17 protein-coding genes are annotated in these 25,463 nt (G+C 57.7%); all 17 read right to left on the reverse strand.

Annotated elements, in window-relative coordinates; all coding sequences use genetic code 11:
* Window position 1: 1 nt before the first annotated feature.
* On the reverse strand, window positions 2-961 hold the full coding sequence (gene gshB / locus HHJ16_RS09535) for a glutathione synthase (RefSeq protein ID WP_293642408.1): 960 nt from the start codon (window positions 959-961) through the stop codon (window positions 2-4).
* A gap of 187 nt (window positions 962-1,148) precedes the next feature.
* Complete coding sequence (locus HHJ16_RS09540; protein ID WP_293642409.1) at window positions 1,149-3,017, reverse strand: potassium transporter Kup; 1,869 nt, start codon at window positions 3,015-3,017, stop codon at window positions 1,149-1,151.
* Window positions 3,018-3,332: 315 nt separating this feature from the next.
* A complete protein-coding gene (gene gshA / locus HHJ16_RS09545) occupies window positions 3,333-4,628 on the reverse strand; it encodes a glutamate--cysteine ligase (RefSeq protein WP_293642411.1) in 1,296 nt (431 codons plus the stop codon).
* Between the two features lie 156 nt (window positions 4,629-4,784).
* Window positions 4,785-6,047: a glutamate-5-semialdehyde dehydrogenase gene (locus HHJ16_RS09550; protein ID WP_293642471.1), complete on the reverse strand. Its 1,263-nt coding sequence runs from the start codon at window positions 6,045-6,047 to the stop codon at window positions 4,785-4,787.
* A 290-nt stretch (window positions 6,048-6,337) separates the two neighbouring features.
* A complete protein-coding gene (locus HHJ16_RS09555; RefSeq protein WP_293642413.1) occupies window positions 6,338-6,742 on the reverse strand; it encodes a ribonucleotide reductase subunit alpha in 405 nt (134 codons plus the stop codon).
* A 38-nt stretch (window positions 6,743-6,780) separates the two neighbouring features.
* The gene (locus tag HHJ16_RS09560) at window positions 6,781-7,371 is read right to left on the reverse strand and encodes a nitroreductase (RefSeq protein ID WP_293642415.1); all 591 of its coding nucleotides are present in this window, start codon (window positions 7,369-7,371) and stop codon (window positions 6,781-6,783) included.
* Between the two features lie 70 nt (window positions 7,372-7,441).
* A complete protein-coding gene (locus HHJ16_RS09565) occupies window positions 7,442-8,764 on the reverse strand; it encodes an NnrS family protein (protein ID WP_293642417.1) in 1,323 nt (440 codons plus the stop codon).
* Window positions 8,765-8,772: 8 nt separating this feature from the next.
* Window positions 8,773-11,193 carry an adenosylcobalamin-dependent ribonucleoside-diphosphate reductase gene (locus HHJ16_RS09570; RefSeq protein WP_293642419.1) on the reverse strand — a complete coding sequence of 807 codons (2,421 nt, stop codon included), beginning with the start codon at window positions 11,191-11,193 and terminating at the stop codon, window positions 8,773-8,775.
* A complete protein-coding gene (locus HHJ16_RS09575; RefSeq protein WP_293642421.1) occupies window positions 11,193-12,458 on the reverse strand; it encodes a nitronate monooxygenase family protein in 1,266 nt (421 codons plus the stop codon). The genes HHJ16_RS09570 and HHJ16_RS09575 overlap by 1 nt, the downstream gene beginning before the upstream one ends.
* A gap of 614 nt (window positions 12,459-13,072) precedes the next feature.
* Complete coding sequence (locus tag HHJ16_RS09580; protein ID WP_293642422.1) at window positions 13,073-13,252, reverse strand: hypothetical protein; 180 nt, start codon at window positions 13,250-13,252, stop codon at window positions 13,073-13,075.
* A 115-nt stretch (window positions 13,253-13,367) separates the two neighbouring features.
* Window positions 13,368-14,438: an Imm71 family immunity protein gene (locus HHJ16_RS09585; protein WP_293642423.1), complete on the reverse strand. Its 1,071-nt coding sequence runs from the start codon at window positions 14,436-14,438 to the stop codon at window positions 13,368-13,370.
* 9 nt (window positions 14,439-14,447) lie between these two features.
* Complete coding sequence (locus HHJ16_RS09590; RefSeq protein ID WP_293642424.1) at window positions 14,448-15,986, reverse strand: hypothetical protein; 1,539 nt, start codon at window positions 15,984-15,986, stop codon at window positions 14,448-14,450.
* Window positions 15,983-19,219, reverse strand: a complete 3,237-nt coding sequence (gene tssI / locus HHJ16_RS09595; protein WP_293642425.1) for a type VI secretion system Vgr family protein — start codon at window positions 19,217-19,219, stop codon at window positions 15,983-15,985. The genes HHJ16_RS09590 and tssI overlap by 4 nt, the downstream gene beginning before the upstream one ends.
* A gap of 50 nt (window positions 19,220-19,269) precedes the next feature.
* Entirely contained in the window at window positions 19,270-21,993 is a 2,724-nt protein-coding gene (gene tssH, locus HHJ16_RS09600; protein ID WP_293642426.1) for a type VI secretion system ATPase TssH, read from the reverse strand.
* A 36-nt stretch (window positions 21,994-22,029) separates the two neighbouring features.
* Window positions 22,030-23,121 carry a type VI secretion system baseplate subunit TssG gene (gene tssG / locus HHJ16_RS09605; RefSeq protein WP_293642428.1) on the reverse strand — a complete coding sequence of 364 codons (1,092 nt, stop codon included), beginning with the start codon at window positions 23,119-23,121 and terminating at the stop codon, window positions 22,030-22,032.
* The gene (gene tssF, locus HHJ16_RS09610) at window positions 23,085-24,926 is read right to left on the reverse strand and encodes a type VI secretion system baseplate subunit TssF (protein WP_293642430.1); all 1,842 of its coding nucleotides are present in this window, start codon (window positions 24,924-24,926) and stop codon (window positions 23,085-23,087) included. Before tssF ends, tssG begins: the two co-directional genes overlap by 37 nt.
* 9 nt (window positions 24,927-24,935) lie before the next feature.
* On the reverse strand, window positions 24,936-25,430 hold the full coding sequence (gene tssE, locus HHJ16_RS09615; protein WP_293642432.1) for a type VI secretion system baseplate subunit TssE: 495 nt from the start codon (window positions 25,428-25,430) through the stop codon (window positions 24,936-24,938).
* Between the last annotated feature and the right edge of the window lie 33 nt (window positions 25,431-25,463).

Below are 25,463 nucleotides of genomic sequence, written 5' to 3' on the forward strand. Positions count from 1 at the left end.
CTTAGCGCGCAGCAACGGCCTGCTCCAGTGCGTTAATGAACATGGCCGCGACATCGAAACCGGTCTGGTCAAAAATCTCCTGGAAGCAGGTGGGACTGGTGACGTTGATCTCTGTAACGCAATCGCCGATCACGTCCACGCCCGCCAACAGCAGGCCACGCGCGGCCAATACAGGACCGACCGCTTCGGCAATTTCCAGATCCCTTTTCGACAAAGGTTGCGCGACCCCCAAGCCGCCCGCGGCCAAATTGCCACGCACTTCGCTCCCTTGCGGAATGCGCGCCAAGCTGTAGGGCACTGGCTTGCCACCGATCACCAGCACCCGCTTGTCACCCAAGACAATTTCAGGGAGGAACTTTTGCACCATCACGCTTTGCGCACCCTCTTTATTCAGCGTCTCGATAATGCTGCCAAGGTTCAATCCGTCGTCCTTGACCCGAAAAATCCCCATGCCGCCCATGCCGTCGAGCGGTTTGAGGATGATGTCTTTGTGCTCTGCGTGAAAGCGCTTGATCTCTTCCGCGTCGCGCGTAACCAGCGTGGGGCCGATAAACTGGGAAAACTCCATGATGGCCAGTTTCTCGGGGTGATCGCGCAGTGCGCGCGGCTTGTTGAAGACCGCGGCACCTTCCCGCTCGGCTTGCTCCAGCAGATGCGTGCTGTAGAAATACTCGCTGTCAAACGGCGGATCTTTGCGCATCACCACGGCGTCGAAATCCGCTAACGTGACGCGCCCATCGGGACGCGCAGCATCGGCGGAAAACCAGGCCTCGGCATGGCCGGTGAGGGTGATGTGCCGCACCTGCGCGGTAACCCTGGCGCCGGCTTTCCAGCTCATACCGACTGGCTCACAGACGCTGATGCGGTGGCCGCGTCGCTGCGCCTCACGCATCATGGAAAAAGTGGTGTCTTTGTAGATTTTGAAAGACTCAAGCGGATCTGCAACAAAAAGAATGTTCATGGTTGTTTGGGGTGTGAGTGTCGTGGCGGCTGCTGTCAGCGAGGGTAAAAACGCCTGGCGCCGTCACCGTATTGTTGTACAAACGCCGTGATCGCACCGGCCAGCGAACTGGGTCACGAATACTTTTTTGTCGGCGCGACCGTTCTGGCGTTCGCTTCCGCGCGCATCGGCTAGCGCCTGAACCGCCTTAAATCTCGATTTTGCTACCCAACTCCACCACCGAGTTGTTAGGCAGATTCAAGAAGTCCGCCGCTCCGCTGGCGTTGTGATGCATCTGCGCAAAGAGCTTTTCACGCCAAGGCGCCATCCCGCTGCCGATGGTTGGAATCACGGTGTCGCGCGAAAGAAAGTAACTGGTCGTCATTGGCTCCAGCTCGCAGCCCCGGCCCTTGATTTCCCGCAAGGCTTTGGGCAGGTCCAAGTCGTTTTTGAAACCGTAGTGAACTTGGACCTGCCAGCAGTCGTGGCCTAGCGATTCCACTTCAATGCGCTTGTTCAAACCAATCCAGGGTACCTCGTGGTTGCGTACCGTTACAAACAGATTTTGCTGGTGCAGCACCTTGTTGTGCTTGAGGTTGTGCAATAACGCGTTGGGGACGATGCCTGGCTCGGCAGTCATGAAGACGGCGGTGCCGCCTACCCGCACGGGTGGGCTGACAAACACGGCGTCCAGAAAGCTCGGTAGGTCGACGGCATCGGCGCGCATCTTTTCGTTGAGGAGCTGACGCCCTTGTTTCCAGGTGGCCATCACCGCGTACAGCCCAAACGCCAGCGCAAGCGGAAACCAGCCCCCTTGCACGATCTTGAGGGAGTTGGAAGCAAAAAACGCCAAGTCAACCAGCAAAAAGAAGCTGCTGGCCGCGATGCACAACCACAGCGGGTAGCCCCAACCATAGCGGACGACAAAGAAGGTGAGCACCGTCGTGATGACCATCACCAGACTCACCGAAATTCCGTAGGCGGCAGCCAGTGCGCTGGACGAGCCAAACAAGCCGACCGCCGCGACGACGCCCGCCAGCAGCAGCCAATTCACCGCAGGGACGTAGATTTGCCCGGTGTCACGAACCGACGTATGAAGAATCGACAGGCGCGGCAAGAAACCCAGCTGAATGGTCTGCTTGGTCGCCGAAAAAGCGCCTGAGATCAGTGCCTGCGAAGCAATCACCGTTGCCGCAGTGGCCAGCACCACCATCGGGATCAGGGCCCATTCAGGGGTCATCAGGTAAAACGGGTTTTTTGCCGCTTCGGGATTAGTCAAGACCAGTGCACCTTGCCCAAAATAGTTGAGCATCAGCGACGGCATCACCAGGCCAAACCACGCCAGGCGGATCGGCTGCTTCCCAAAATGGCCCATGTCGGCATACAGCGCCTCGGCACCAGTGACGCACAAAAACACAGCACCCAATGTGATGAAAGCCAGGGCGTAGTGCTCGGTCGCAAAGCGCAGCGCATGGACTGGCAGAACAGCCGCCAGCACCTGCGGATTCTGCACAATCTGGATCAACCCGGTCAAGGCGATGGCGAAAAACCAGACGACGGTGACCGGACCAAAGAACTTGCCGATGTCTGCGGTGCCTCGGCGCTGCACCGCAAACAACAATACCAATACGACCAACGAGATCGATACCACATAGGGCTTGGTCGCAGGAGTCACGATTTCGAGACCCTCCACCGCCGACAGCACCGAGATAGCCGGAGTGATGATGCCATCGCCAAAAAATAGTGCCACGCCGAATACGCCGATCATCAGGAGGGCACGGCGCAAACGCGGCTGGTCCTTGACCGACTGCGAGGCCAGCGCCAACAAGGCCATCAGCCCGCCTTCGCCGTTGTTATCAGCGCGCATGATCAGCACGACGTATTTGATCGAGACCACAACGGTCAAGGTCCAAAAAAACAAGGACAGCACGCCCAGGATGTTGGCTGGCGTGATCGGAACATGTCCGCTCACAAAAACCTCTTTGAATGCATACAGGACGCTGGTTCCGATGTCGCCGTAAACGACACCGATCGCTCCCAGGGTTAGCGCTGCAAGTGATGATTTTTTACTGGACACAAAACTTCCTGTCTTTGGCAATTACCCCGAAGAAAACTCGGCCAAGAACGACCAAAGCCGACGTAACGGTTATCTACGGGTGCGCTATTCTGCCTTGAGGTGATCAAGTTGCCACTTGGCAAACACCCGAGCCCCCAACAAATGAAGGTTTTGTTGCAATGCAACAACTTATACGACCGTGCAGGGGAAATATGCCGCGTATCTACTGCGCCTATCTGCCGACAATCGCTATTATTTAAATAGCTATTTAGACCTACGCCATAAGCTTTACAGCTAATTTAGATATAAAAAAAAGCCCTTTTAAGGGCTTCTGGATCAGTCGTATACCTCGGCGTTCGGATCAGTCGCCTCCAACTCATAGCTGGCGGCCAGCATGGCCAGCCTGGCAATGACACCATACATGTAGAAGCGATTAGGACTGCTGGAGCCGGGTTTCTCGCCCCGCTGCGGCAGACGACCGCTGTCGGCAAAGGCCAGCGGAACGAAGCTGGCGCCGGGCGCGTTCAAGTTTTCGTCCACGCCGCGTTCGGCATGTACTCTGTAAAACCCGCCGACGACATAACGGTCCATCATGTAGACGACCGGTTCGGCTACGGCGTCATTCACCCGTTCATTGGTTAAAACGCCTTCCTGGATGATGACGTCAGACAGCGCCTGGCCATCCTTGATCGTGCCCATCTTGTTTTTGGTCTTACGGCTCAGCGCAGCCAAGTCTTTTACGTCACGCACCGTCATGATGCCCATGCCGTAAGTGCCGTTGTCGGCCTTGACGACGACAAACGGCTTTTCGTTGATGCCGTATTCCTTGTACTTGCGCTTGATCTTTGCAAGCAAGGCATCGACGTTGGTGGTCAGGCACTCCATGCCCGTCCCCTCGGCAAAGTTGACTTCCCCGCATTGCGCAAACAAGGGATTGGTGAGCCAAGGATCTATTCCAAGCAACTTGCCAAAACGCTTGGAAACTTCTTCGTACGCCTTGAAATGGGTGGACTTGCGACGCACCGACCAGCCTGCGTGCAGCGGCGGTAACAAATACTGTTCATGGAGGTCTTCCAGCATGCCGGGAATGCCGGCTGACAGGTCGTTGTTGAGCAAGATCGTACACGGGTCGAAGTCCTTCAGTCCCAGGCGCCGGTCCGTTCGGATCAAGGGCTCGATCGTGAGACTCTCGCCAGTTGACAAGTTCAGCGTAGTGGGCTCCTTGATCTCGGCATTGAGCGAGCCAAAGCGAACGTTGAGGCCTGCTTGGTGAAAAATCCGCTGCAACTGCAACACATTCGAGAGATAGAAGCTGTTCCGCGTATGGTTTTCGGGCACCACCAGCAAATTACGGGCTTCGGGGCAGATCTTCTCGATGGCGGCCATGGCAGCCTGCACGGCCAGCGGCAGCATCTCGGGCGCGAGGTTGTTCCAGCCGCCGGGAAACAGATTGGTATCGACCGGCGCGAGCTTGAAACCGGCGTTGCGAATATCCACCGAACAGTAAAAAGGTGGCGTGTGCTCCATCCACTCCAAGCGAAACCAGCGCTCTATCGCCGGCGTCGTGTCGAGAATACGTTGTTCGAGTTCATTGATAGGGCCGGTCAAGGCGGTAATGAGGTGCGGAACCATGCGGCCACTTTCGATAAGGAACTGCTATTAACTATTGTTATTAAACTCAGCTTTTTTTAGCCGATATGTAGAAGTGGGGGCGACCGGGCGGGTTGCAAGACGACTCGCGATGGCGTCTATGCCGGCCTAAGCGCGCTGTCCATTAAGCGCCGACCTTCAGGTACGCACTTCCCCCTGGCCGAGTACTATGTACTTGAGCGAGGTAAGTCCCTCAATTCCGACCGGCCCCCGGGCATGAAACTTGTCGGTGCTGATACCAATCTCCGCCCCTAGCCCAAACTCGAAACCGTCCGCGAAGCGGGTGCTCGCATTCACCATCACGCTGGCCGAATCCACTTCACGCAGGAAGCGCTGGGCGTGCATGTGATCCCGCGTGACGATGGCATCGGTGTGATGGCTGGAGTATTGATTGATGTGACGAATAGCTTCATCAACGTCTGTCACGACCTTGATGCTGATAACGGGCGCCAGATACTCCTCGTACCAGTCTTGCTCGGTGGCGGGTTTGATAATAGCGCCGGGCTCACCGGCCACTATCGCCAGAAGGCCCTGCGCCTCGGCATCACAACGCATTTCGACACCCTTTGCCGCATAGAGAGCTCCGATTTTTGGTAGAAAGTCGGACGCCACTCCACGCGCCACCAATAAACTTTCGAGGGCATTACAAGGACTGTATTTTTGCGTTTTAGCGTTGTCGGCGATCTTGACCGCCATCGCGAGGTCGCACGGGTCGTCGACATAAACATGGCAGTTTCCGTCGAGGTGCTTGATAACGGGCACCTTGGCGTCGCGGCTGACGCGCTCAATCAGGCCCTTGCCACCGCGCGGAATGATGACATCCACATACTGCGGCATGGTGATGAGTTGGCCCACGGCTTCGCGGTCGGTGGTGGGCACCAATTGCACCGCGTCCGCAGGCAGCCCGGCATTGCTCAAGGCACGCTGGACCAGCGCCGCCAGCGCCTTATTGGACTCGATGGCCTCCGACCCGCCACGCAAAATGCAGGCGTTTCCGCTCTTGATGGCGAGCGAGGCCGCTTCAATCGTGACGTTGGGTCGGCTCTCGTAAATCATGCCGAAAACACCGATCGGCACGCGCATCTGCCCCACGCGAATACCGCTGGGCTGCTCTTTCATGCCGATGATGTCACCGATCACGTCAGGCATGGCGGCCAGTTGCTCGCAGCCCAAAGCGACGGTTTCAATGTCTTTGGGGCTCAGCTTGAGCCGGTCCAGCAAGGCTCCAGCCAGCCCCGCTGCCGCCGCGCGGTCGAGGTCGATCTGGTTGGCAGCCTGCAAGCTGGCAACCTCCTGGCGGAGCAAGGACGCCAACTCAAGAAGCGCTCTGTTTTTAATAGCAGTGGCCGCTCTAGCTACTTCGGCAGAAGCCACTTTCGCCTTGGATCCCATGATTTTCATCAGCTGCGAAATTCCAGCGGGGCCAGTGCGGACTTTGCCCTCACCGTCAGCGTTAAGGTCGCTGGGTGGCGTCATTACATTTTGAAGATTGGGCGCGTTCATGCCTCTATTCTGCCCGTAATTACGGCTCGGTCGGCGGCAAGGAGTAGCCGCACCTCACGCGCTCCACCCCGCGTGGGCTGGACTGTTGATCACGGGCCCACGTCCTCAGGGCTACGCCCTGGCGGCGCATGGGATCCCGGCCGCCCAACCGCCCAACCGCCCAGGGGATTCGGGGCGAGTCATGCCTGTCAGCCGAACTGTATGGCTCTCCCCTGCGGGTCAAACGGAATAAAGGCGCCATGCTCGCCTCGCTTAATGGCTTCGACCATGCGCTGCAGGGGCGCCTCGGCCTCTTCACTGCTGGGGGCGTGGTTCGGAGTGCCCGCCAAGGCGGCGGCAAATACGATGCCCCAGACATGCCCAAATTCACTGGACTCCTGCACCAGCGCTGCAAAGGACGCCAGTTCCTCGGGGCGTTTATCCACGCACATCAGTGGCACCAACGCCCCGCCTTCACCGGCCTCGAAGCGCTCGCGCTGGGCTGCGGTGCTGTCCTCGGGCAGCTCGACGCCGGCGAACACAAACAGCAGGCGCTGCGGAGCAGACTGAGCCCGGGCAGCCTGAAGGAGATCATCAAAACTCGAAATATCCATGAGTGCATCCAGTAAAAGAGATCGCAGCGTACATCGTTTTAGGTGGGAAGAGTGCGCATGAAGTCAGCTGGCAGTGGCCGCAAACGCTCGCTTTTACGCGACTGCACGGTGCCGATGTTGACGAAGCACAGCGCATGTTCGCCGTCTGCCACGCCAAATAGGGCGCGCAGGCCGCTGGATTTAAGGGCCTTGCCGCTGGTCAGCGCTGAGCCATAGCCCAACGCGGTCGCCATGAGCAGCATATTTTGCACCGCGCAACCCGTCGAAACGATGCGTTCATACAGGTCGATCTCGGCATCACCTCGACGGCTGTCGACCACTACGAGCATGAGCAACGGGGAGCGGTGCGCTTTTTCGCGCGCCTGCGCCACTTGGTCGGGGGTGGCGGCAGCGTCGCGTTCAAGCAGTGCCGCACCAAAAACCTCCGCCAGCCGGGCACGTGCCTCCTGAGGAACCAGTACAAAGCGCCAGGGCAGAAGCTGGCCGTGGTCGGGCGCAGTGGCAGCCGCGCACAAAATCAATTCCAGCTCGTCGGCCGTGGGCCCGGGCGCTGCAAGGCGCTTCGGCAAAATGGTTTGCCGCGACTGCATCAACGCCGCAACCATGGGCGCCAGATCGTTGTCAGTCATCGGCGGATCCTGCGCGTCGCGGTCAAGGGAAAGACGAAGAAAGTCATCGCGGGCATCACGCTTGCTTGGGTCAGCCGCCACGTCCGTCGGCGCGCAGACGCCCATACCAGCCTGCCAGGCGCCCTGCCCAGACGGCCATCAGAGTGGTCCACAGCAAGGCCGCCAGCAGCAGCAGCCAGGCAGCAGCCCCGCTTTGCAACGCCGCTGTAAGACGAAGCAGCGTAGTCGCCTGCAATAGCCAGAACAACGACCAAATGAAATTGTCGGCCACCAGTGCCCGCCCACTGTGACCACAGGATACGCGCGTGACCATGGCGAACATCAGCGAAGCCAAACTTCCCATGGTCAGCGCATGCAAGGCACCCAGACTCAGCACCGGGGTTCCCTGTACCAAACCCAGCAACTGCGAGATGCCGCCCAGCACCAGTGCCAACCCGAACCAGAGAAAACCGATGTGCAACATGGCCAGCAGCCGGTTCTTGAGGCTTTGCATCAATCCCCAGACCAGCGCTAGCCATACCAGCACACCCCCCGCCAACAGTTCAAAAACGCCGCGAGCGAGCGTCCACGCCGCGCCTGCTGCGCCTTGCAGTGGACCATTCAACTCCACCCAGACGGCGCCAACTTCTGCGGCCGCCGCGGCAAGCATCAGCCCGAGTGCCCAAAACGGGCGCCACACGGTGATCAGGGGCATGGCGCTGGAAGTAAAAAACGGGATCATTCGATGCGCCACCGTAACGAACACAACCAGCACAAAACCCCAAAGACCGGTCAGCACACAGGCCCGGGCCACGGCTGGCGCGTCCAGCATCAAACTCAGCAACAGGCCACCAAGGCTCAAGCAGCCCACCACGCACGCCACGCCGATGGTCAGGGCATGCAGGCGGTCTTCGGCCTGGCTAAGCCTGATGAGCCGCCAAAACAGCACCGTTATCCAGGTCAAGCCGATCTCGCCCATAAAGAGCGCCGCAAGGGCCAGGGACAAGTAGAGGTGCGAACCGACCACCCACAGCAGCCACCCGCTTGCCTGCAACAGTAACGGCATCACCAGCTGCCTGGCTTGAAGGGACGGCACACCGAGCCATTTAGGGCCGGCTGTGAACAGAAAGCCCGAAAAGAACAACGGGATGAAGCCAAACGTCATGACGGCGGCATGCACCAGCGAGGGCGAAAGCGCGTAGGGCAACGCCAACTCTCCGCTGACGCGGTCAAATTGCACCAGCGCCCACCAAGCCCCGGAAGTCACCAGCACCACCAGCGCCAGAAAAAAACCCAGCCGATGCGGTGCGAGCAACAAAAAACGGACCCGCCAGCGACGGTCTAAGTTCGCTCGATCCTCGGCGGAAGTCTTGCCTTTGGAGATTCGAAAATGAATCGCCGGCTGCAGTTTCATCCGCAGGTTCACAAGTGGCCACATTGCGTGCAGTAGTCGCAGCCATCCTTGCGAATCACGGCATGGGCACCGCACTCGGTACATTTCTTGCCCGCCATGACAGGCGGCATGGCGGCGACCGGCGCATTTTCCTGATTCAGCGGCGGCGCATCCTGCTCCTGATGACCAGCGCGGCGCGCCAGTATGTTCTGAATGGCGAAAGCGATCGCCGCGACCTCGGAGTCATGCCACATCGGCACCTGCCTGCCATCTGCTTTTTGGTGCGTTCCCAGGCGCACGGGGCCGCGGTCCCAGTCCACCTTGCGCATGTCGCTTAATGCGCGCTCCAAAAATCCTCCGCGTGCTGCCAGCGACAACAGCCGCATACTGGAGGTGATCCATTGCTGCGACTCGCCACTTTGGCCCACGGGCATGAAGAACTCGATGGCACGGTCCAAGGTGGCCGCGCCCTCGGCGCCCGACACCGGCAGGAAGGACACCACGAGGTACAGCGTCTTGTGTCCTTCCTGGGTCCAGTAATCGACCTTTTCCGCCACCGCCGAAAGTGCGCCTTTAGGCCGGCTCTCAATGACGGTGCGCATCGGGTCTGCAGCCGGTACGACTGACGGGGAAACCGCCTCAGCTTGGACCGGGCCTAGGTCCAACACGGATCCCAAAATGGCATTCGGCCGGTAGGTAGCCAGGCCCTTGAGCCGCGCGCGCCAGGCCTGCTGATAAAGACCACTGAAGTCGTCATAAGGATAGTCGGCGGGCACGTTCACGGTCTTGGAGATCGCGGTATCCACAAAGGGCTGCACGGCTTCCATCATGGCGATGTGACTGGACGCTGACATATCGAGTGCCGAGACGAAATAGTCGGGTAGCGCCTCCACGTCCCCTCCCAATTCGCGGTACAGGCGCCAGGCGTGATCCTCCACGGCATACTCGGTCGTACTGCCGTCGGATTCACGTTTCTTGCGCCGGTACACCCACGAAAACGACGGTTCAATACCGTTGGACGCGTTGTCGGCAAACGCCAGGCTGACGGTGCCCGTGGGCGCAATCGACAGCAGGTGGCTATTGCGGATGCCCTGCTCGCGGATGGCTTGCTGCAGTTCCAGTGGAAGGCGACTGGCAAAAGTGCCGGGCGCCAGATAGCCGTCGGCTTCGAACTTCGGAAAGGCGCCCTTTTCCTTCGCCAGCGTCACCGAAGCGGTGTAAGCCGCATCACGCATGCACACGGCAATCCGTGTCGCCATTTCGCGGCCTTCGGGCGCGTCATAGCGCATGCAAAGCATGGCCAGCGCGTTGCCCATGCCGGTGAAACCCACGCCGATACGGCGCTTGGCGGCGGCCTCGGCCTGTTGTTGCGGCAGCGGCCAGAAGGTCACTTCCAGCACGTTGTCGAGTGCGCGCACCTGGGTCGCCACGGACTTCGCGAACGCCTCGAAGTCAAACGCCGCCACGCCATCAAAGCCGAACGGGTGCTGGACAAAGCGCGTCAGAATGATGGGGCCGAGGTCGCAGCAACCATAGGGCGGCAGTGGCTGCTCGCCACAAGGATTGGTTGCAGCGATGGACTCGCAATAGCGCAGGTTGTTGTCCTCGTTGATGTGGTCGAGAAACAGAATGCCGGGCTCTGCGAAGTCGTAGGCCGAACGCATGACGGTATCCCACAGTTCGCGCGCGGCCAAAGTCTGATAGACCCATAAGTCGTCGGCACGCTGGAAAGCCCCCTTCGCGATCAGCGCGGCACCCGGTTTTGCGCGGTGCACCAACTCCCATGGAAGGTCGTCGTTGAGCGCTTGCATGAACGAGTCGGGCATACCCACCGACACATTGAAGTTGTTCCAGCGGCCCGGGGTGCGCTTGGCAGTGATGAACTCAAGCACGTCGGGGTGGTCAATGCGCAGGACGCCCATTTGTGCACCGCGTCGGGCGCCTGCGCTTTCCACTGTGGAGCAGGACTGGTCAAACACGTTGATGTAGCTGCACGGCCCGGACGCCATGGACGCCGTCGCCTTCACTTCGGCGCCGCGTGGACGAATGCGCGAGAAATCATAGCCCACGCCGCCGCCGCGCCGCATCGTTTCGGCCGCCTCGCGCAAGGCCTCGTAAATGCCGGGATAGCCGCCGTCATCCATGCCCTGAATGCAGTCGCCGACCGGTTGCACGAAGCAATTGATCAGGGTGGCCTGGATCAAGGTGCCCGCCGCACTCATGATGCGACCCGCGCCAATAGCGCCGGCGTGCAGGTTTTCCAGGAACAGCGCCTCGTACTTCGCCCGTTCTGCTTCGACCTCGACCGAAGCCAGTGCCCGCGCCACACGGCGGTACAGGTCTTCCACGCCACTTTCGCCGGGTTTAAGGTATTTTTCTTTCAGCACATCGTGGCTAATGGGCTGGGTGGCCGTCACGTCTTGCGGCCGTTTAAAGCTATCACGCTTCATCATGCAGACTCCATTGATAGGGCTACCGGGCGAATGCCGCCTAGCAACCATTGCATTAATTCTTGCACCGTTCGAATTTGATCGCCAAATGGGAGACGGCCGGCACCGCGGAAAAAGAGGCCTTTGCGCGTGTCGCCGTCAAAGGCATGGCCCAGCTGCTGATCGATGCAGAACTGGCCCATGCTGGCCTCGCCATCACGCAAACCACAGTGCGCCAGGCAATCGAACGACATGTTGCACTTGGCTTTGACGTGCGCCACCGCTTTGAGCTTGGCCTCCAGGCGGAGATATTTATCCAGCCAGGGCGTACGCACCGCGCGCGCGGGCAAGCCGGCTACGCTAACAAACTCCACGATGTCTTCCGGCTTTGCTTCGGCCAGCACCCGTTTGAATGAGGCGTCTGCATCGCACTCCTGCGTGACGGCAAAAGCCGTGCCCAATTGGACCGCCGAGGCACCCAGCGCCTGCAGCCGCAGGATGTCTTCCCGAGAGCTGATACCGCCAGCGGCTATCAGTGGAATCTCACGCTCGATGCCCGCGCTTTTAAAAAACGCCAGCACCTGCGGGATGACGACCTCAAAGTCGAAGCGGGTGTCCTGCAGATCCGCCACTTTGGCGGCACCCAGGTGGCCTCCCGCCAGACGTGGATGCTCAATCACGATGGCATCAGGCAGGCGACCTCTTTTTTCCCACCTGCGGACGAGTAATTGCACGCCTCGGGCGTCAGACAAAATAGGAATCAGTGCCGTGCCGGGGTGCTCGCGCGCCAGCTCAGGCAGATCAAGCGGCAGGCCAGCGCCCACCACCAACGCATCGGCACCACTGACGAGTGCCTGGCGCACCAAGGCGCCGTAGGCGCTTAGTGCCTTCATCACGTTGACGGCAATCAGCCCCCGACCTTGCGCGAGTTTGCGGGCGCGGCGAATTTCCCGATCCAGCGCTTCGAGGTTGGCCGCGTCGATCAGTTGGGCGGCCTCTGGTTCTTTGTTTAAGTGGCCAGTTTGGGCCATCAGGTCCGGATGCAAACGCCGCAGGTCGACGGAAGAAACCGTGCCCATGCCCCCCGTACAGGCCACGGCACCCGCCAGACCGCCCGCAGACACACCCAAGCCCATCCCGCCCTGCACAACGGGAATCAGCTCCTTGCCACCGAGCTGCAAGGGCCGCAGGCCTGAATCGCGGGAAAGTGCCTGTAATGTGGCGACTGCCGCTGCCGGGCCAACACCCGCCATCACGGCCGGGTCGGTCCGAAAAGATTTATCCATCGTTTTCCATGTAAGGTTGGTAAAAGTGCCACGATTAGATGCTATCCAAGCGGGCGCAAAGTGTCCTTGTTGTGCATCAAGAATATAGATTTTTTCGGCGTTGACAGCATAGTGTCGCCCATAAAATAGGGGCTTTCAGCCTTCGGCCTCGTGCCGGATTGCGGGATAGTCCATTGGCGGCCCTAGTGGTAACGCCCCCTGATCGGTGTTTGATCGGAGCGCGCCTCAGGACTTGGCGAAGCGGGCAAAACCCCTCGCACGGAAGTTGCAATGGAAGGTAATGGACTTGAAGTGCTGTAAATGCAACCAGCTGCGGGTAACCCGAATGTAGACCCCAACCCCGCGCCCATTACCAGACCAATCTAAATTCCGTAAGTCTTGGGGCGAGGAATTAGCTGATGATACCGTCAAGATTTGTTACTGGCTTTAAATCGCCAGTTAACGGGCGATTCAAAGCGACAAATTTGGCTGATGGCGTGCACCTCCGTTTCCCGTTTCCAGGCGGTGTGGCTGATTTTTCGCTTCAGTACCAAAAAATTTCTTGCGGTTGGCTTCACTCATCTTGCCATCGACCATTTGCTTTTAATGAGGTCGAGTAACCCCATGGCGCGTTCCTATTTGCTGCGTTGTTGTCTCGCCGCTTTGATTTGAATCTCGGTCACCCCCAGGCGTTCGGTCACCGAGGCACCGGGAATCGCGGTCTCACCGTAGCCGATCTTGCCGTTAATGCCTTTCCAGCCGCTTTGCTTGACTTCAATCTCAACGCCATGGGACAGAGTGGCGGTTGGAGACATGGGCGATGCAACCATTGGCCATTTATTCAATGACCTCTTGCACATATGTCCAGGAAACCAGCGACTGATTTCATAAACAAGTGCAGGCCTTCTGCCCTTGTTGCCCCGGCCTGCCTTATTCCACCCACACCCAAGTCACGTCCCGGCCATTGTGTTTCGGCATGCGCTCGCCTTGATGAAGTTCCAGCGTGCCCTGCAGATCGTCCATGACCGACCAACGGCCTTCTTTAGGACAAGGCTGGCCGGTAGCGGCAGAAAGCAAATCGTTCACTGGCGCGTCCTGTTGCACCTGGGCGCTGTTGGGCTCCGGTGGAAAATAGAGGTGTTCTTCAGCAGGAATTTCGCTGTCGAGGTAGCGGGTGTCTTCCCAGATGAGTTTCCAGGTGACGCGCTTGTTGTCGCCAGACAAATCCCGACCGAACGGTGCGGGCACGTCTTGCAGCAGGTAGTTCATGCAACCATCTTTGACTTGCGGCTCGTAGATGCCAAAGACGGGGGTGTTCTGGCCGGTCGGAATCAAGATTTCGCTGTCGGCTACGGGGACTTCAGGTAGAGGGTCAGGGTACTGGATGTAAGACGCCAATTTATGCGGGGTAACAAAGAAAGCCGGATCAAATTCCTTGGGATACAGCTCATTATTGAGAATGCACTCCATGCTTTCGCCCCAAAAATATGGGGCTGACGTGTCGGCCATCATCGGTTGCAGGACGCCCGCCGTATCGCGAGCTGCCAGAGAATATTCCTTTATCGCCGCTGTCATTTCCTCAACGTACTTGCCGTCAGGAAAATGATCACCTTGCTGACCATGATTCACCAGTTCCGTGTACCAATGTCCTGAAATGGTCGAGGCATCGTCCATCAGCCCGCGCTCGTTGTACAGCCAGACCGAGCGGTCACCCTGCTTGAGCTGGGCCAGTGCTTTTTCATAGAGAACTTGGCATTTCAGGATTTCAGGATAGAGCTCCTCCCAATTCATATCCTCATATGAGTAGGGGCCAGCTTTTGCAATCGGCTCTTCTCGCACCTGTTTTTCAAACACGCCAGCAAAGCTATCAAACGCATCGGCCTCTCGTTTCCAGGCGGTGTGGCTGGCTTTGCGCTTCAAGTACCAGAACAATTTCTTGCGGTCGCCTTCGGTCATCTTGCCCGCCGACCATTTGCTTTTAAAGATGTCGAGTAATCCCATGGCGTGTTCCTATTTGCTGCGTTGTTGTTTGGCTGCACCTTGCAAGGTCTGTGTGACCGCTTTGGTTTGAATCTCGGTCACCCCCAGGCGTTCGGTCACCGAGGCACCGGGAATCACGATCTCACCGTAGCCGATCTTGCCGTTGATGCCTTTCCAGCCGCTTTGCTTGACTTCAATTTCAACCCCATTGGAGAGGGTGGCTTTGCCGCCGCCTTTTTTAAAAAGGCGGGTTGATTCGGCCATGATTTCTTTCTCGAACAAAGCCTCGATCGCCGCCTGCTTGCCGCCGCCTTTTAAAAACTGGCCTGCAATGTCTTTACTAAATTGCTCAGACACGGTGCTGGTGCAAGCGGGGACTTTATGGCCGGGCGGGATATGCACCACGGCCAGCCAGCCGTTGCGGTTGAACTCATCGAGCACTGCGTATTTTTGCCGCCATTCTTCGGCCGTTCTGGGTGCCGTTCCGCGCCCCCACCAAAAGCCAATAGCTTTTGATTCGCCGACCTTCACACCATGGGTCACCCCCTTTAACCCGAAAGCCCGAAACAAGGTCTCGCCTGAAAGCATTTCATTCTTGATCGGGCCAGAGGCGGCTGCGATGTGTGGGTAGTAGAGCTTCTGGGGATCGGCACGGTTCAAAAGGTCCGGAAACCCTGCTTCACGCTGATAAACTTTTTTGATGGCGCTTTTGTCAAGCGTGCTTGACACATTCTGTGCATACTCCCCCGCATGCTTAAGCTTCTTGGTCGCGCCGCTTTCAACCAGTCGGGCTTCTTCGGCATAGCTCACCGTCTTTTGCCCGGTTTGCGCCAGCAGGGTCCGGGTCTTGTCGACGGGGGGCACGCCGCCTGCATGCACCGCCTTTTTCAGATACTCCAGCCGGTCGTGCAGGTCTTTGAGCGCCTGGGGAATCATCTCGCCGGCCAGCGTCTTGATCTGCTTGAACCCCTGCACCAACTGCTCGGCGCGTGCGATCAGACTTTGCGGCAAGACGCTTCTAAAACGCAGCACATAACTGTTAAGGACGAAAATAACCGTGTCGCAAAAGCCTCTGAATTTGGCGAGAATTTCGCTCTGATATTTCAGAACGTCCAGCGACTTGAACCAGGCCTCGGCATTTTTGTGACCGATGCGGTTGAGGAACGCAATGGTTTCATCGGCTATTTTGGCCACGGCCACACTGTCCTTCGCGGCCTCTTCAGTCACGCGCAGCGCGATACGGCCGACACCCTTGATGACGCCGCCGAGCACCGGAATAAGCGCAAAGATGAAGATCACCAACAGCACCCATTCCATGGTGTGGGTGCGCTTTTCGGGATGGGTCGCCAAACCGGTGCTGACGGCAATCAAGTCGCGTGCGGCGGTGGCATCACCGACCAGAGGAATCATGCCGATGACGGCATCGGTCATGATTTGCCCCATGGTCAGTTTTTCATTGAAGGCGCCTTGTGCGGTGCCCCAAATCCATTGACCGACCTCTGTCGCCATGAGACTGAATTCTTTGGCTGACAAGCCTCCAGGCGCGCTGGCTGTCGCGGCGCCGCTCATGCGCCTGCTCCGGTGGCTGGCGCCGCATACTTATCCATGAGCGTGTCCATGTCACTTTTGCCGGGCGCGGGTTTGTAGCCGGGCATGGGACTGGCGTCTTTGCGCTCATAGCTGCCGGGCATGGCGCCGAAACGCACTTGCGCAGCACCGGCTGGCACAGCATCCAAGGCGGCACGTCCCGCGCCATCGAGCACACCTTTTCGGGTACTGCCATCCAGGAACGTCGCTACAAAGGGGGCGCCCGCAAGAGCTTCCCTGTCGTGATAGAGGCGTTCGATCACGAGCTGGTTGGGGGCCAGTTTTGCACTGGGAAAATTGGGCGGAACAATGCTGCTGCTCATTCCCGAAACAAAACTCTTCATCGACCCCAGGAGCTTCACCATCCCCGGCGCGTGCACCTCAATGTTGCCGCCCGCCATCTTGATATACGCCCCCTGCGCGGTCAGCAGCACGTGCTCTTTCGCCTGAATGCTGACGGCCTCGGTCGTGCTGGCGATGGTGACGGCCTTGTCGGCGGTGATTTGCGTCTTGCTGCTCTGGCTCTGACTGCTCACCTTGCCGCTGGCCGCATGCAGCCGGATGCCGGTCTCTGTATTGGGCTTGTGCGGGGCGCTGGCCTTGCCGTAGGTAAAAAGGCTGATGCCGCCCTTCACACTCTGCCCGGCATGGCCCTGCGCCAAGAGATTGATGTCCTGAGCGGCACTCAGGCTACTGGTTTGTCCGGCGTTCAGGCTGGCGCTTTGCGGGGTCAGCAAGGCGATGCCGGCCGGCGCGCTCAGCACCAGCACCGGCTCGCTGTAGGCGGTGCTGGTGCTGGTGCTGGTGTTGCCGCCCTGATCACTGGCCTGGGCCTGAATGACTTCAAGGTTGTGCTGCAGCTGCGCAATCGCGGGCAGGTCTTTGGGTTTGGCCTCGCTGCCTTGCAGCACCGGCAGCATCGCTTTATGGGCTTGCGCGGTCTGACTCAGACTGCTCAAGAGCTCGTGCGCGCTTTGCAATTGCTCTTGCGCCTCTTTGCTGTCGAGCTGGGCGCTGGCCGCGCCGCTGTCGTTGCCGCGTCTAGCATCGGCACTGAGCAGCAGCCCGGCGCCGGCGCGCACGGCTCCGCTGTGCTGGGTCTTGAGCTCCAGACCAAAGCCGGTGGGCGCAAGGCGCTGGTTGTCGCTTTGCTGGCGCAGGGCGCCCAGGTTCAATTCACTGGCGCCGCTGTGGCTCTCGGGTGCGCTGTGGGTGTGCAGACCGAGCCGGCTTTGCCCGGGGGTGTCGTCAAAGACGAGCTGGTTGTAGCCGCCAGCGCCGCTCTGGCTGGCGCTCAAAGCCTGGGTCTTGATGCCCGACAGTACGGCGTTGTGGGCGTGGCCGGGCAAAGCGCCGCCCGCCCCTTGAGCGGCCTGGTCGCCGGGAAACCACATCGGGGCATTGCCGGTGGCGTTGGCGGCTCCGGCAGCGACCTGGTTGCTCTGGGCGTTGTCCTGGCCGCGTCCGTTGTAGAGCGCCCCCATCACCACCGGGCGGTCGATGTCGCCGTCCAGAAAGGTGACCAGCACCTCTTGTCCTATGCGCGGCAGGGCGACCGCGCCCCAGTTGGCGCCGGCAATCGGTGCCAGGGCGGTGGCCACCCGCACCCAGGTTCCGGTGGTGCCGCTGGTCCCGCTAGTGCCGCTGGCGCCGCTGGTGGCGCCGGGTGCATCGGCTGCGGGGGCGCCGCTGTGACCTTCGGGGGCGGGATGGGCCAGGCGGCTTTGGCTGTTGGTCCCGCGCTGCCAGGCAAACTGCACTTTGATGCGGTGGTCGCGCTCGGTGCTGAGCGCCTGGCCCGGCACGCCAATCACCAGGGCGGTCTGGCTGCCGGGTGCCGTGGGCTTGGGGTGAATCAGCTGGCCGCAGCCGTCCGCCAGGGCGGCGCGGTAGGGCTCGGCCAGGGGCAGCACGGCCAGGGCGTTGCGGTAGAAGAGGTCTTGCTGTCCGTTCGGGCTGCGCTGGCTATTTAATTCATACCTGTTCAGGCACGTGTCCAGGGGGCTGGCGGCTGACTTGGGCAGGAAGGAGGCCTGGGTCTTGAGCTCGGCGCTGAGGTTATTGTGGGCGTGGTGAATGACGCGCAGCACGATGAAACTGTCGCGTTGACTGTTGCTGCCGTCGTGGCTGGCATGCTCACTGAGCGTGAAGGTGCTGCCTGGGCAGAAGGCGCGTACGCTGCCGGCGGCGCTGACGGTGTGGCCGGACACGCTCAGGGCTTGCAGGTGGTTGAGCGCCAGGCGCTGGCCCTGGGCGGCGTTCTCGTAGGCGTAGGCGCCGGGGGTGTCCTGGCTGATGAGGGCCGGGGTATTGGCGACCGCGGGGGCATGTTCGCTTACCGGGCGGGTGCTCAGGGTGCGGTAGTCCCAGCTGGCGATCTCTACGGCGTGGGTGTGCCACTGCGCTTGCGGGCACCAGCGGTCAATGGTGTCGTCTTCGATGGTGCTGCGGCTTTGGCTGAAGCGCACGCTTGAGCGGGCGTTGGGCTGGAAGGCGGCGTTGTGGTCGGCGATCACCAGGGTGTGGGCGCCCCGGCTGGCGCTATGGGGGTCGCCGCTGTGTTCAAACCAGTAAAACAGGCCTTCTTCGGCCAGCAGGCGCTCGATAAAGGCCAAATCGCTTTCCTGGTATTGGGTGGTAAGGCTGCGTTGGGGGTAGACGCTGGCGTCCAGAATATCCAGGCGCCAGGCGGGGACGAGTTTGCCGTTGCCCTGGTAGCTGCTTTGGTAGTCGCTGAAGATGGCTTGCACGATGTCGAGCACGCTCATGTCCTGGAACACGGCGCTGTCGCGCCCGACGCCCAGAAAGCGCAGCCAGGGTTCGATGGTCAGGCGGTAGCGGGCCATGCCGCCAATGCCGCCATTGCCGCCATTGGCCCCATTGGCACCGACGCAGCTCACTGCGGTGACGTGGCCGTGAAAGGCACGTAGCACGCTGCGGCTCTGATCGGTCATCAGCTCCAGCAGCACGCTCTGGCCGATGAGGGTTTTAAGCGCCAGATGGGCGTCCAGGCTGAGGCAGTCGAGCTGGAGTTTGAAGCCGGTAATGCTGGCTTCCTGACCGCTCAGGCATTCGATGCCTTTGAGGGTTTCGGCCAACAAGACATCGGGGCCCAAGGGGGTGTGCAGGCGCAGTAGCCGGTCGGTCTGCTTCCAGCCGGCCATGAGCGCGGTGAGGGCAGCAGGGGACAGATCAGAGGTTGCGGTTGGGTACATGGGGACAAGCCTCGATGAGATGGTGTGACAGCGTGAATAACTGGATGTATTTATTTGACTTCGTACTTGAATTGCCCATTTTTATGGGCGGACACTTTGATTCGCTCAAACGTCCGACCTTCGGCCATCCGTCCTAAAACCGTTTCAGCAATTTCCGGCAACAGCGTTCCGTTCAGAATGTTGTCCACATTGCGTGCACCGGAATCGACCTCGGTACAGCGGGCCAGAACGGCTTCCACCAGCTTGTCGTCATAGACCAGTTCGGCTTTGTGATTGACGGCAATGCGTTTTTGAATTTTGCCGAGTTTGAGCTGGATGATTTCAACCAGGACGTCGTCTGAAATAGGGTAAAACGGAATCACTTTCAGCCGTCCTAAAAACGCGGGCTTGAAGGACTTGACCAGTTGAGGACGGATTTTTTGATCCAGATCGTCAGGCGTTGGCAGCGTCACGCCTTCTTCCAGATTCAGGCAGGCCTGCATCAGGGTGGCCGAGCCCACGTTGCTGGTCAAAATGATGATGGTGTTCTTGAAGTCGATTTCCCGGCCCTCAGCATCGTCAAGCACGCCTTTGTCAAAGACCTGAAAGAAAAGTTCCAGCACATCGGGGTGCGCCTTCTCGACTTCATCCAGCAGCACCACGCTGTAGGCATTTCGACGTACCGCCTCGGTCAATATTCCCCCTTCGCCGTAACCGACATAGCCGGGGGGTGAGCCTTTGAGACCGGAGACGGAATGCGCTTCCTGGTACTCGCTCATGTTGATGGTGATGAGCTTTTTCTCGCCGCCATACAAGACATCGGCCAAGGCCAGCGCGGTCTCGGTCTTGCCAATACCGGAAGGCCCGACAAACAGGAACACGCCTTTGGGTTTGTTCGGATCGTCCAGATTGGCGCGCGAAGTGCGCACCCGCTGCGCCACCGCTTCCATTGCATGGCTTTGGCCGAGCACTCGTTCCTCCAATGAGGCTTGCAAGTTCATCACGGTTTTGATTTCGTCTTTGATCATTTTGCCCAGCGGAATGCCGGTCCAGGACGCGACTATTTCGGCCACCACCGACGCGTCGACTTGAACCGGCACCAACGGTGCCTCACCTTGCAAGACTTCCAGTTCTTTTAAGAGCTGCTGCAGTTCTTGCGCCTCTTTGCCAAGTTTTGCTTTGGCGGAATATTTCGCCTTTTTGGCCGTGCCGGTCGGCGTTTCTTCGGCGCTGGCTACTGTGGTCTGTGCGGGCACTTCAAGCGTGATGCGGGCTTGACGTATTTTGTCGGCCAGCGCTTTTTCCGCGTCCCACCGCTTAGAGGCGGTGCCGATAGCCTGGCCCAGTTGTTCATGCCTGGCCCTGAGGTCTTTGAGGCGCGCCGTGTGGGTGAAGCCCGTCGCCTCTTCGCGTTCCAGCGCTTGCAGTTCAGCGCTTACGCTGTCCTGCTTTTTGCGCATGCTCTCGATCAACGCCGGGGTTGCGTTCTGACCCAATGCCACCTTGGCGCAAGCCGTATCCAACACGCTGATAGCTTTGTCGGGAAGCTGGCGTCCGCTGATGTAGCGATGCGACAGGCGCACGGCCTCGGTAATGGCTTCATCAAAGATACGAATATTGAAATGCTTTTCCATTAATGGAGCGATGCCGCGCAGCATGGCGCAGGCTACTTCTTCACTGGGTTCCTCCACTTTGATAACCTGAAAACGCCGTGCTAGGGCCGCGTCTTTTTCAAAGTATTTTTTGTATTCGCCCCACGTGGTGGCGGCAATCGTGCGCAGTTCACCGCGGGCCAGGGCCGGCTTCAAAAGGTTGGCGGCGTCGCTTTGTCCGGCTTGTCCGCCAGCACCGATCATGGTGTGGGCTTCGTCAATGAACAAAATAATAGGATGGGGACTTCTTTTCACTTCGTCAATTACGTTTTTAAGACGACTTTCAAACTCACCTTTAACGCTTGCACCGGCTTGCAACAGACCCATATCGAGGGTGTGAATCTGCACGCCCTGCAATACTTCTGGTACGTCTTTGTTGGCAATGCGCAAGGCCAGGCCTTCGACCACAGCCGTTTTCCCCACGCCTGCCTCACCCGTCAAAATTGGATTGTTTTGGCGACGGCGCATCAAAATGTCAATCGCCTGGCGTATTTCCGTGTCACGGCCAATGACTGGATCAACTTTGCCTTCAGCGGCACGTTGAGTGAGATTAGTGGTGAATTGATTCAAGGCCGGGTTATTTGACAGACCGCCTTGGGTAATGATTTCCGAATCGGACGGCTCTGCGTCGGTAGCCTGCGCATCCGCGAAATTCACGCTTTCGGAGGCTTCTTGCGAGCCTTCAGTCAAGCGAGATAGCTCATGTTTGAGCTCATCCAGCTTGAATTTTACAAAAAGTTTTGACCCCCGATACGCCAGTTGTGACAGGTCAGGCTCCGTTAATAGGGCCAGCAATAAATGCCCACTGCGAATATGCGTGGTCTGTTTTTCAAGCGAAGCAATCAGCCACGCATTTTCGAAGAGCTTGGGCAAGTGCGGGGAGAAAACTGGTGTCCGGCTATTGCCATTCTTGAATCGGGCCAGCTCCGACTCAAGATCGGATTTCAGGGAACTTGTACTGATGCCGAACTTTCGGCTGATGACTGAGAAATCTGACTTAGGCTGCTCAAGCAATGCGAGAAATAAATGCTCAAGATCCACTTCATAGTGACCCAGACTAATACAAATACTTGCGGCTCGCTCTGTAGCGCTACGCGACGTGTTGTTCAGTTTGCTAATTAAGGTTTTCAGGCTAATCGTCATCGTCGTTTCCGTTTTTAAAATGTGTCGCGCGTCACTTCAAAGGGGGTTAATGGTGTAGCGAATGTCAGAGCGGTTCTGAACTTGTTTTTTGGTTGATAAAAACGTATCCCAACCTAGTCTCCCAGTGGTGCGGTGCTCGCTGAGCTCAAAACCCCTGACATCGTCGGCATGCAAAATTAGTTGCACTTCAAATTCAAGTGTCAGACCAACAAAAACTTTGAGCATCTGTTCCAAGGCGCGAGCAGCGGTTTCGCGCGGCAGAAATCGTTCAAAGTCTTTTCGGCGCAGGGGACCAATTTTCAGCGCAATGCGAAGATCTCTTTGCCACACTCGTTGTCCTACCAAGGCAGAACTTCCTAGCTCAGCGTTGGCACACCCCAGTATTGTTTGGTGCTCTAGTGGCAGGGGATAGAACTTTCCGACAAACTGCTCGATTTCTATATTGACCTGGAAATACTCACGCAAGATGGCCTGCAAATGAACCGAAGAAGCGGGCCGGTGCCAGAGGGCGCCAGCAAAGTAAGCCAACGACTCGTCCAATATGCCAACATCATCGGAGCTGAGTCGATCCCTCAGCGTGGGGTGTCCCAATCCGCTGAGTGACATCAGCAATGGCAGAAAGCCATTCTTACCCTTGGATTCGTACTCCAGCTCAAGGCGATATTTCTTCCAAGCACCGTAAAAAAGCGCAACCGCACGATTGGAATAGGTGTCCAGGAAGGCGCGCGGACCCGCATCGCGGCGGTACAACTGATGTGAGGAAACGCGCTCTGAGTAGTGTCTCGGCAGCGTGCCATTTGGCCCCAAAAACCCCATGAATGCCGGCGTCATATAGATGCGCTTTGGGCCCGCACTGGCTGGAGCAGTGCCGAGGTCTGCGGTTGCAAGTGCAGGCAGGTCTTCACCACCGGTTTCTACTCGCAGACTTTCAATTTCGCTCGGCGGAAAACTTAATGAAATTGAATTTTCAAATCGAACATAGTCAGCGACGGCCTGATCACCTTCGATACCTTGCGTCTTGAGCCATATGTCAAGCACCCTCACCGCCTGAAAGAACTCAAAGCGGTACGGTTCAGCGAGCAGTCGCTCAACTACACTAGATTGGAATCGCCGCTGCGTGGCTGACATTTCAGCAAGATCTCCCCTGATTTTTTCGATTTCAGGCTAATTTGCGTGAAGCTATTAACGTGGACGTAGAGCGCAAAGAAGCGATCCAAAATATTCGCAAAAACATGCAGTCCACTGCCGACAAAATTATCTTCATCAATGGTCAGCGTGATCTCGATACCCCGTGCCAGGCAAGAAAAAGGCTTGCCTGACAACCATCTTGAAGTCGGTTGATGGTCAATGGCTACAACGCCGGCCAGGATCTTTTCGTTGATGACAGAACGCGGCAAATCGTATAGGCGCAAAGTCTCCTGAAATGCTTCGATTCCTTTTTGGGAAAGTGACAAATGATTCAACGAAAGATGAGAAATCAGCCGCCAATGTGCGCCTCGACCTCGCTCGAACCGGTGCGACACAGTGGGTTTTCGCAGGAAATTAATCTGTTTGACCAGCGAGCCACCTTCCAAGAATAGATCACCGCCACTGAGGCCGTAGCTCAGCAAAGACGGCATGTCGCGATTGGTACAGGTCAAGTCGATGCTTAAAGTGTCTGTCTCAGGCTTCGCAGGGTTAAAGTCGACGTCAACAATAGTGATCTCGGTCTCATACCCGGGGCTTTTCAGGCCAATTAATTCATCTCTGCGCAAAGACCAATAGCGGCCATCCTTTTCCGATGACGAGCCATGTTTGAGCGAATACAGAGGTCTTACCTCAGTGATGAACTCACCTTGCGCCGTCTGTTTTACCAATTTGACAGCGTCGACTGAATACACTTCATAGGCATAAGCATTGCGGGCGTTGGCGACCACTGGGTACTGGGCTGCAGCGTGCGTTACGCGAATAGGTTCACCACGTTGTTTGAATAAATTGACAACCGGCGTACAGCCAAGCAGTAAGTTGTTTTTACTCAAGCTTCCCAGCATGCGCGCTGCATTGGAGTCGGCGCGTACTCCCGCAAAGACGAAGTGAAGCACCACCGCTTTAGATTCCAGCTTAAGTTGCTGGAAGACGGCGCCAAGATCAAGATCAAAAAAACTAAATTTTTCTGGAAAGGAAAAATATTCTGTTAACAATCGGTAGGCTGGATGGGACCGCTGTGGAAAATCGATCAAGCTGTCTTGCTCAGAAAATCCGACAGGTTTTACGGGGACCTTGGGCAACCGCAACCATTGATGAGCGTTCTCGGCTTGCACGTAAACTGCGACTGTGCGCAAAAACACCGAGTCGAGCAGTGCAGCACAAAACGACGGCTCTCCATCTACAAAAATCCGCAAATTACCCGTTTTTTCTCCGATTAATGCCTGTTCGGAAGTCGCACTAAGACGGATACTTACCTTCGATGAGCTGCCTGTCGGCAGGATGACAGATTCTGGAGCCTCAAAAATCGCTTCGAACTTCACTTCATCAATCTTTATCGGTGTGATCGTCACGTCATAAGTTGTCCGGAATTTACAGGCAATCCCTTTCACAGACCGGCTTACCAACTCTGTCCCCCGGGGAATCATTTGCTCGCCAGTGAGCTGCCCGGCGCTGGCAGAATAATCAAAGCGTGCAATAGAGCAGGCGGGGAAAGGTTTCAGGTAATGAGGGTATAAAACCTCCAGCAAAGCCTCGGTAAATTCCGGGAAATCATCTTCAAGCCGTTTTGAAATGCGTGCACTCATCAGTGCAAACGACTGAATCATGCGCTCAATGTGTGGATCTTCACAGACCTCACCAGCCATCAGGAGATCCCCCGCTATTTTGGGGTATTTCTCGGAAAACTCACGTGAATAACGGCGTAAAAATCCGAGTTCACGTTCATAAAATGGCAACAAATTATTCATATTGCCACTTCAGGTTTCCATCCGCACAGCTGTACGCCGGGCACTGCTGATCGAGTATTGCAAAGTCGAGGGCTGTAACAAAGCGTCGAAACTGACTGGTTCTTTGGACTGGTGCACCACCAAAAATGCGGTGATAGCAAAATTTAATTTATTAATTGAATTTTTATCAAGTTCCAAAGTTGCCTGGACGTTACGCAGTCTGGGTTCGTGCCTGGATATTGCTCGTTCCAAGCCCCGACAGATGACAGTTCGGTCGTCTATGCTCGCCAAACTCAAGCCTGCAAAGTCACACAATCCGTAGGAAATGATGGACCGATGGCATTCTGGATAAGCCTGCAAGTCTTCTTCAAAAATTACTGACCGAGTGTTCAACAGTGCCTCCAAATCAGCTGCCACAGCATCTTTTACTTGCTCTATAGATAAACGGGTTATTGAACCAGCGTTGAATGCGTGCTCAGAATCGCCCAAAAGCTTATCGAAGAGTGTTTGGGAAAATCCTTTCATATTTGTGCATCCAATCCCACTAATAAAGAAACT

Origin of the sequence: Polaromonas sp. (assembly GCF_012927485.1) — a bacterium.
In the GTDB taxonomy this organism is placed as follows: domain Bacteria; phylum Pseudomonadota; class Gammaproteobacteria; order Burkholderiales; family Burkholderiaceae_C; genus Polaromonas.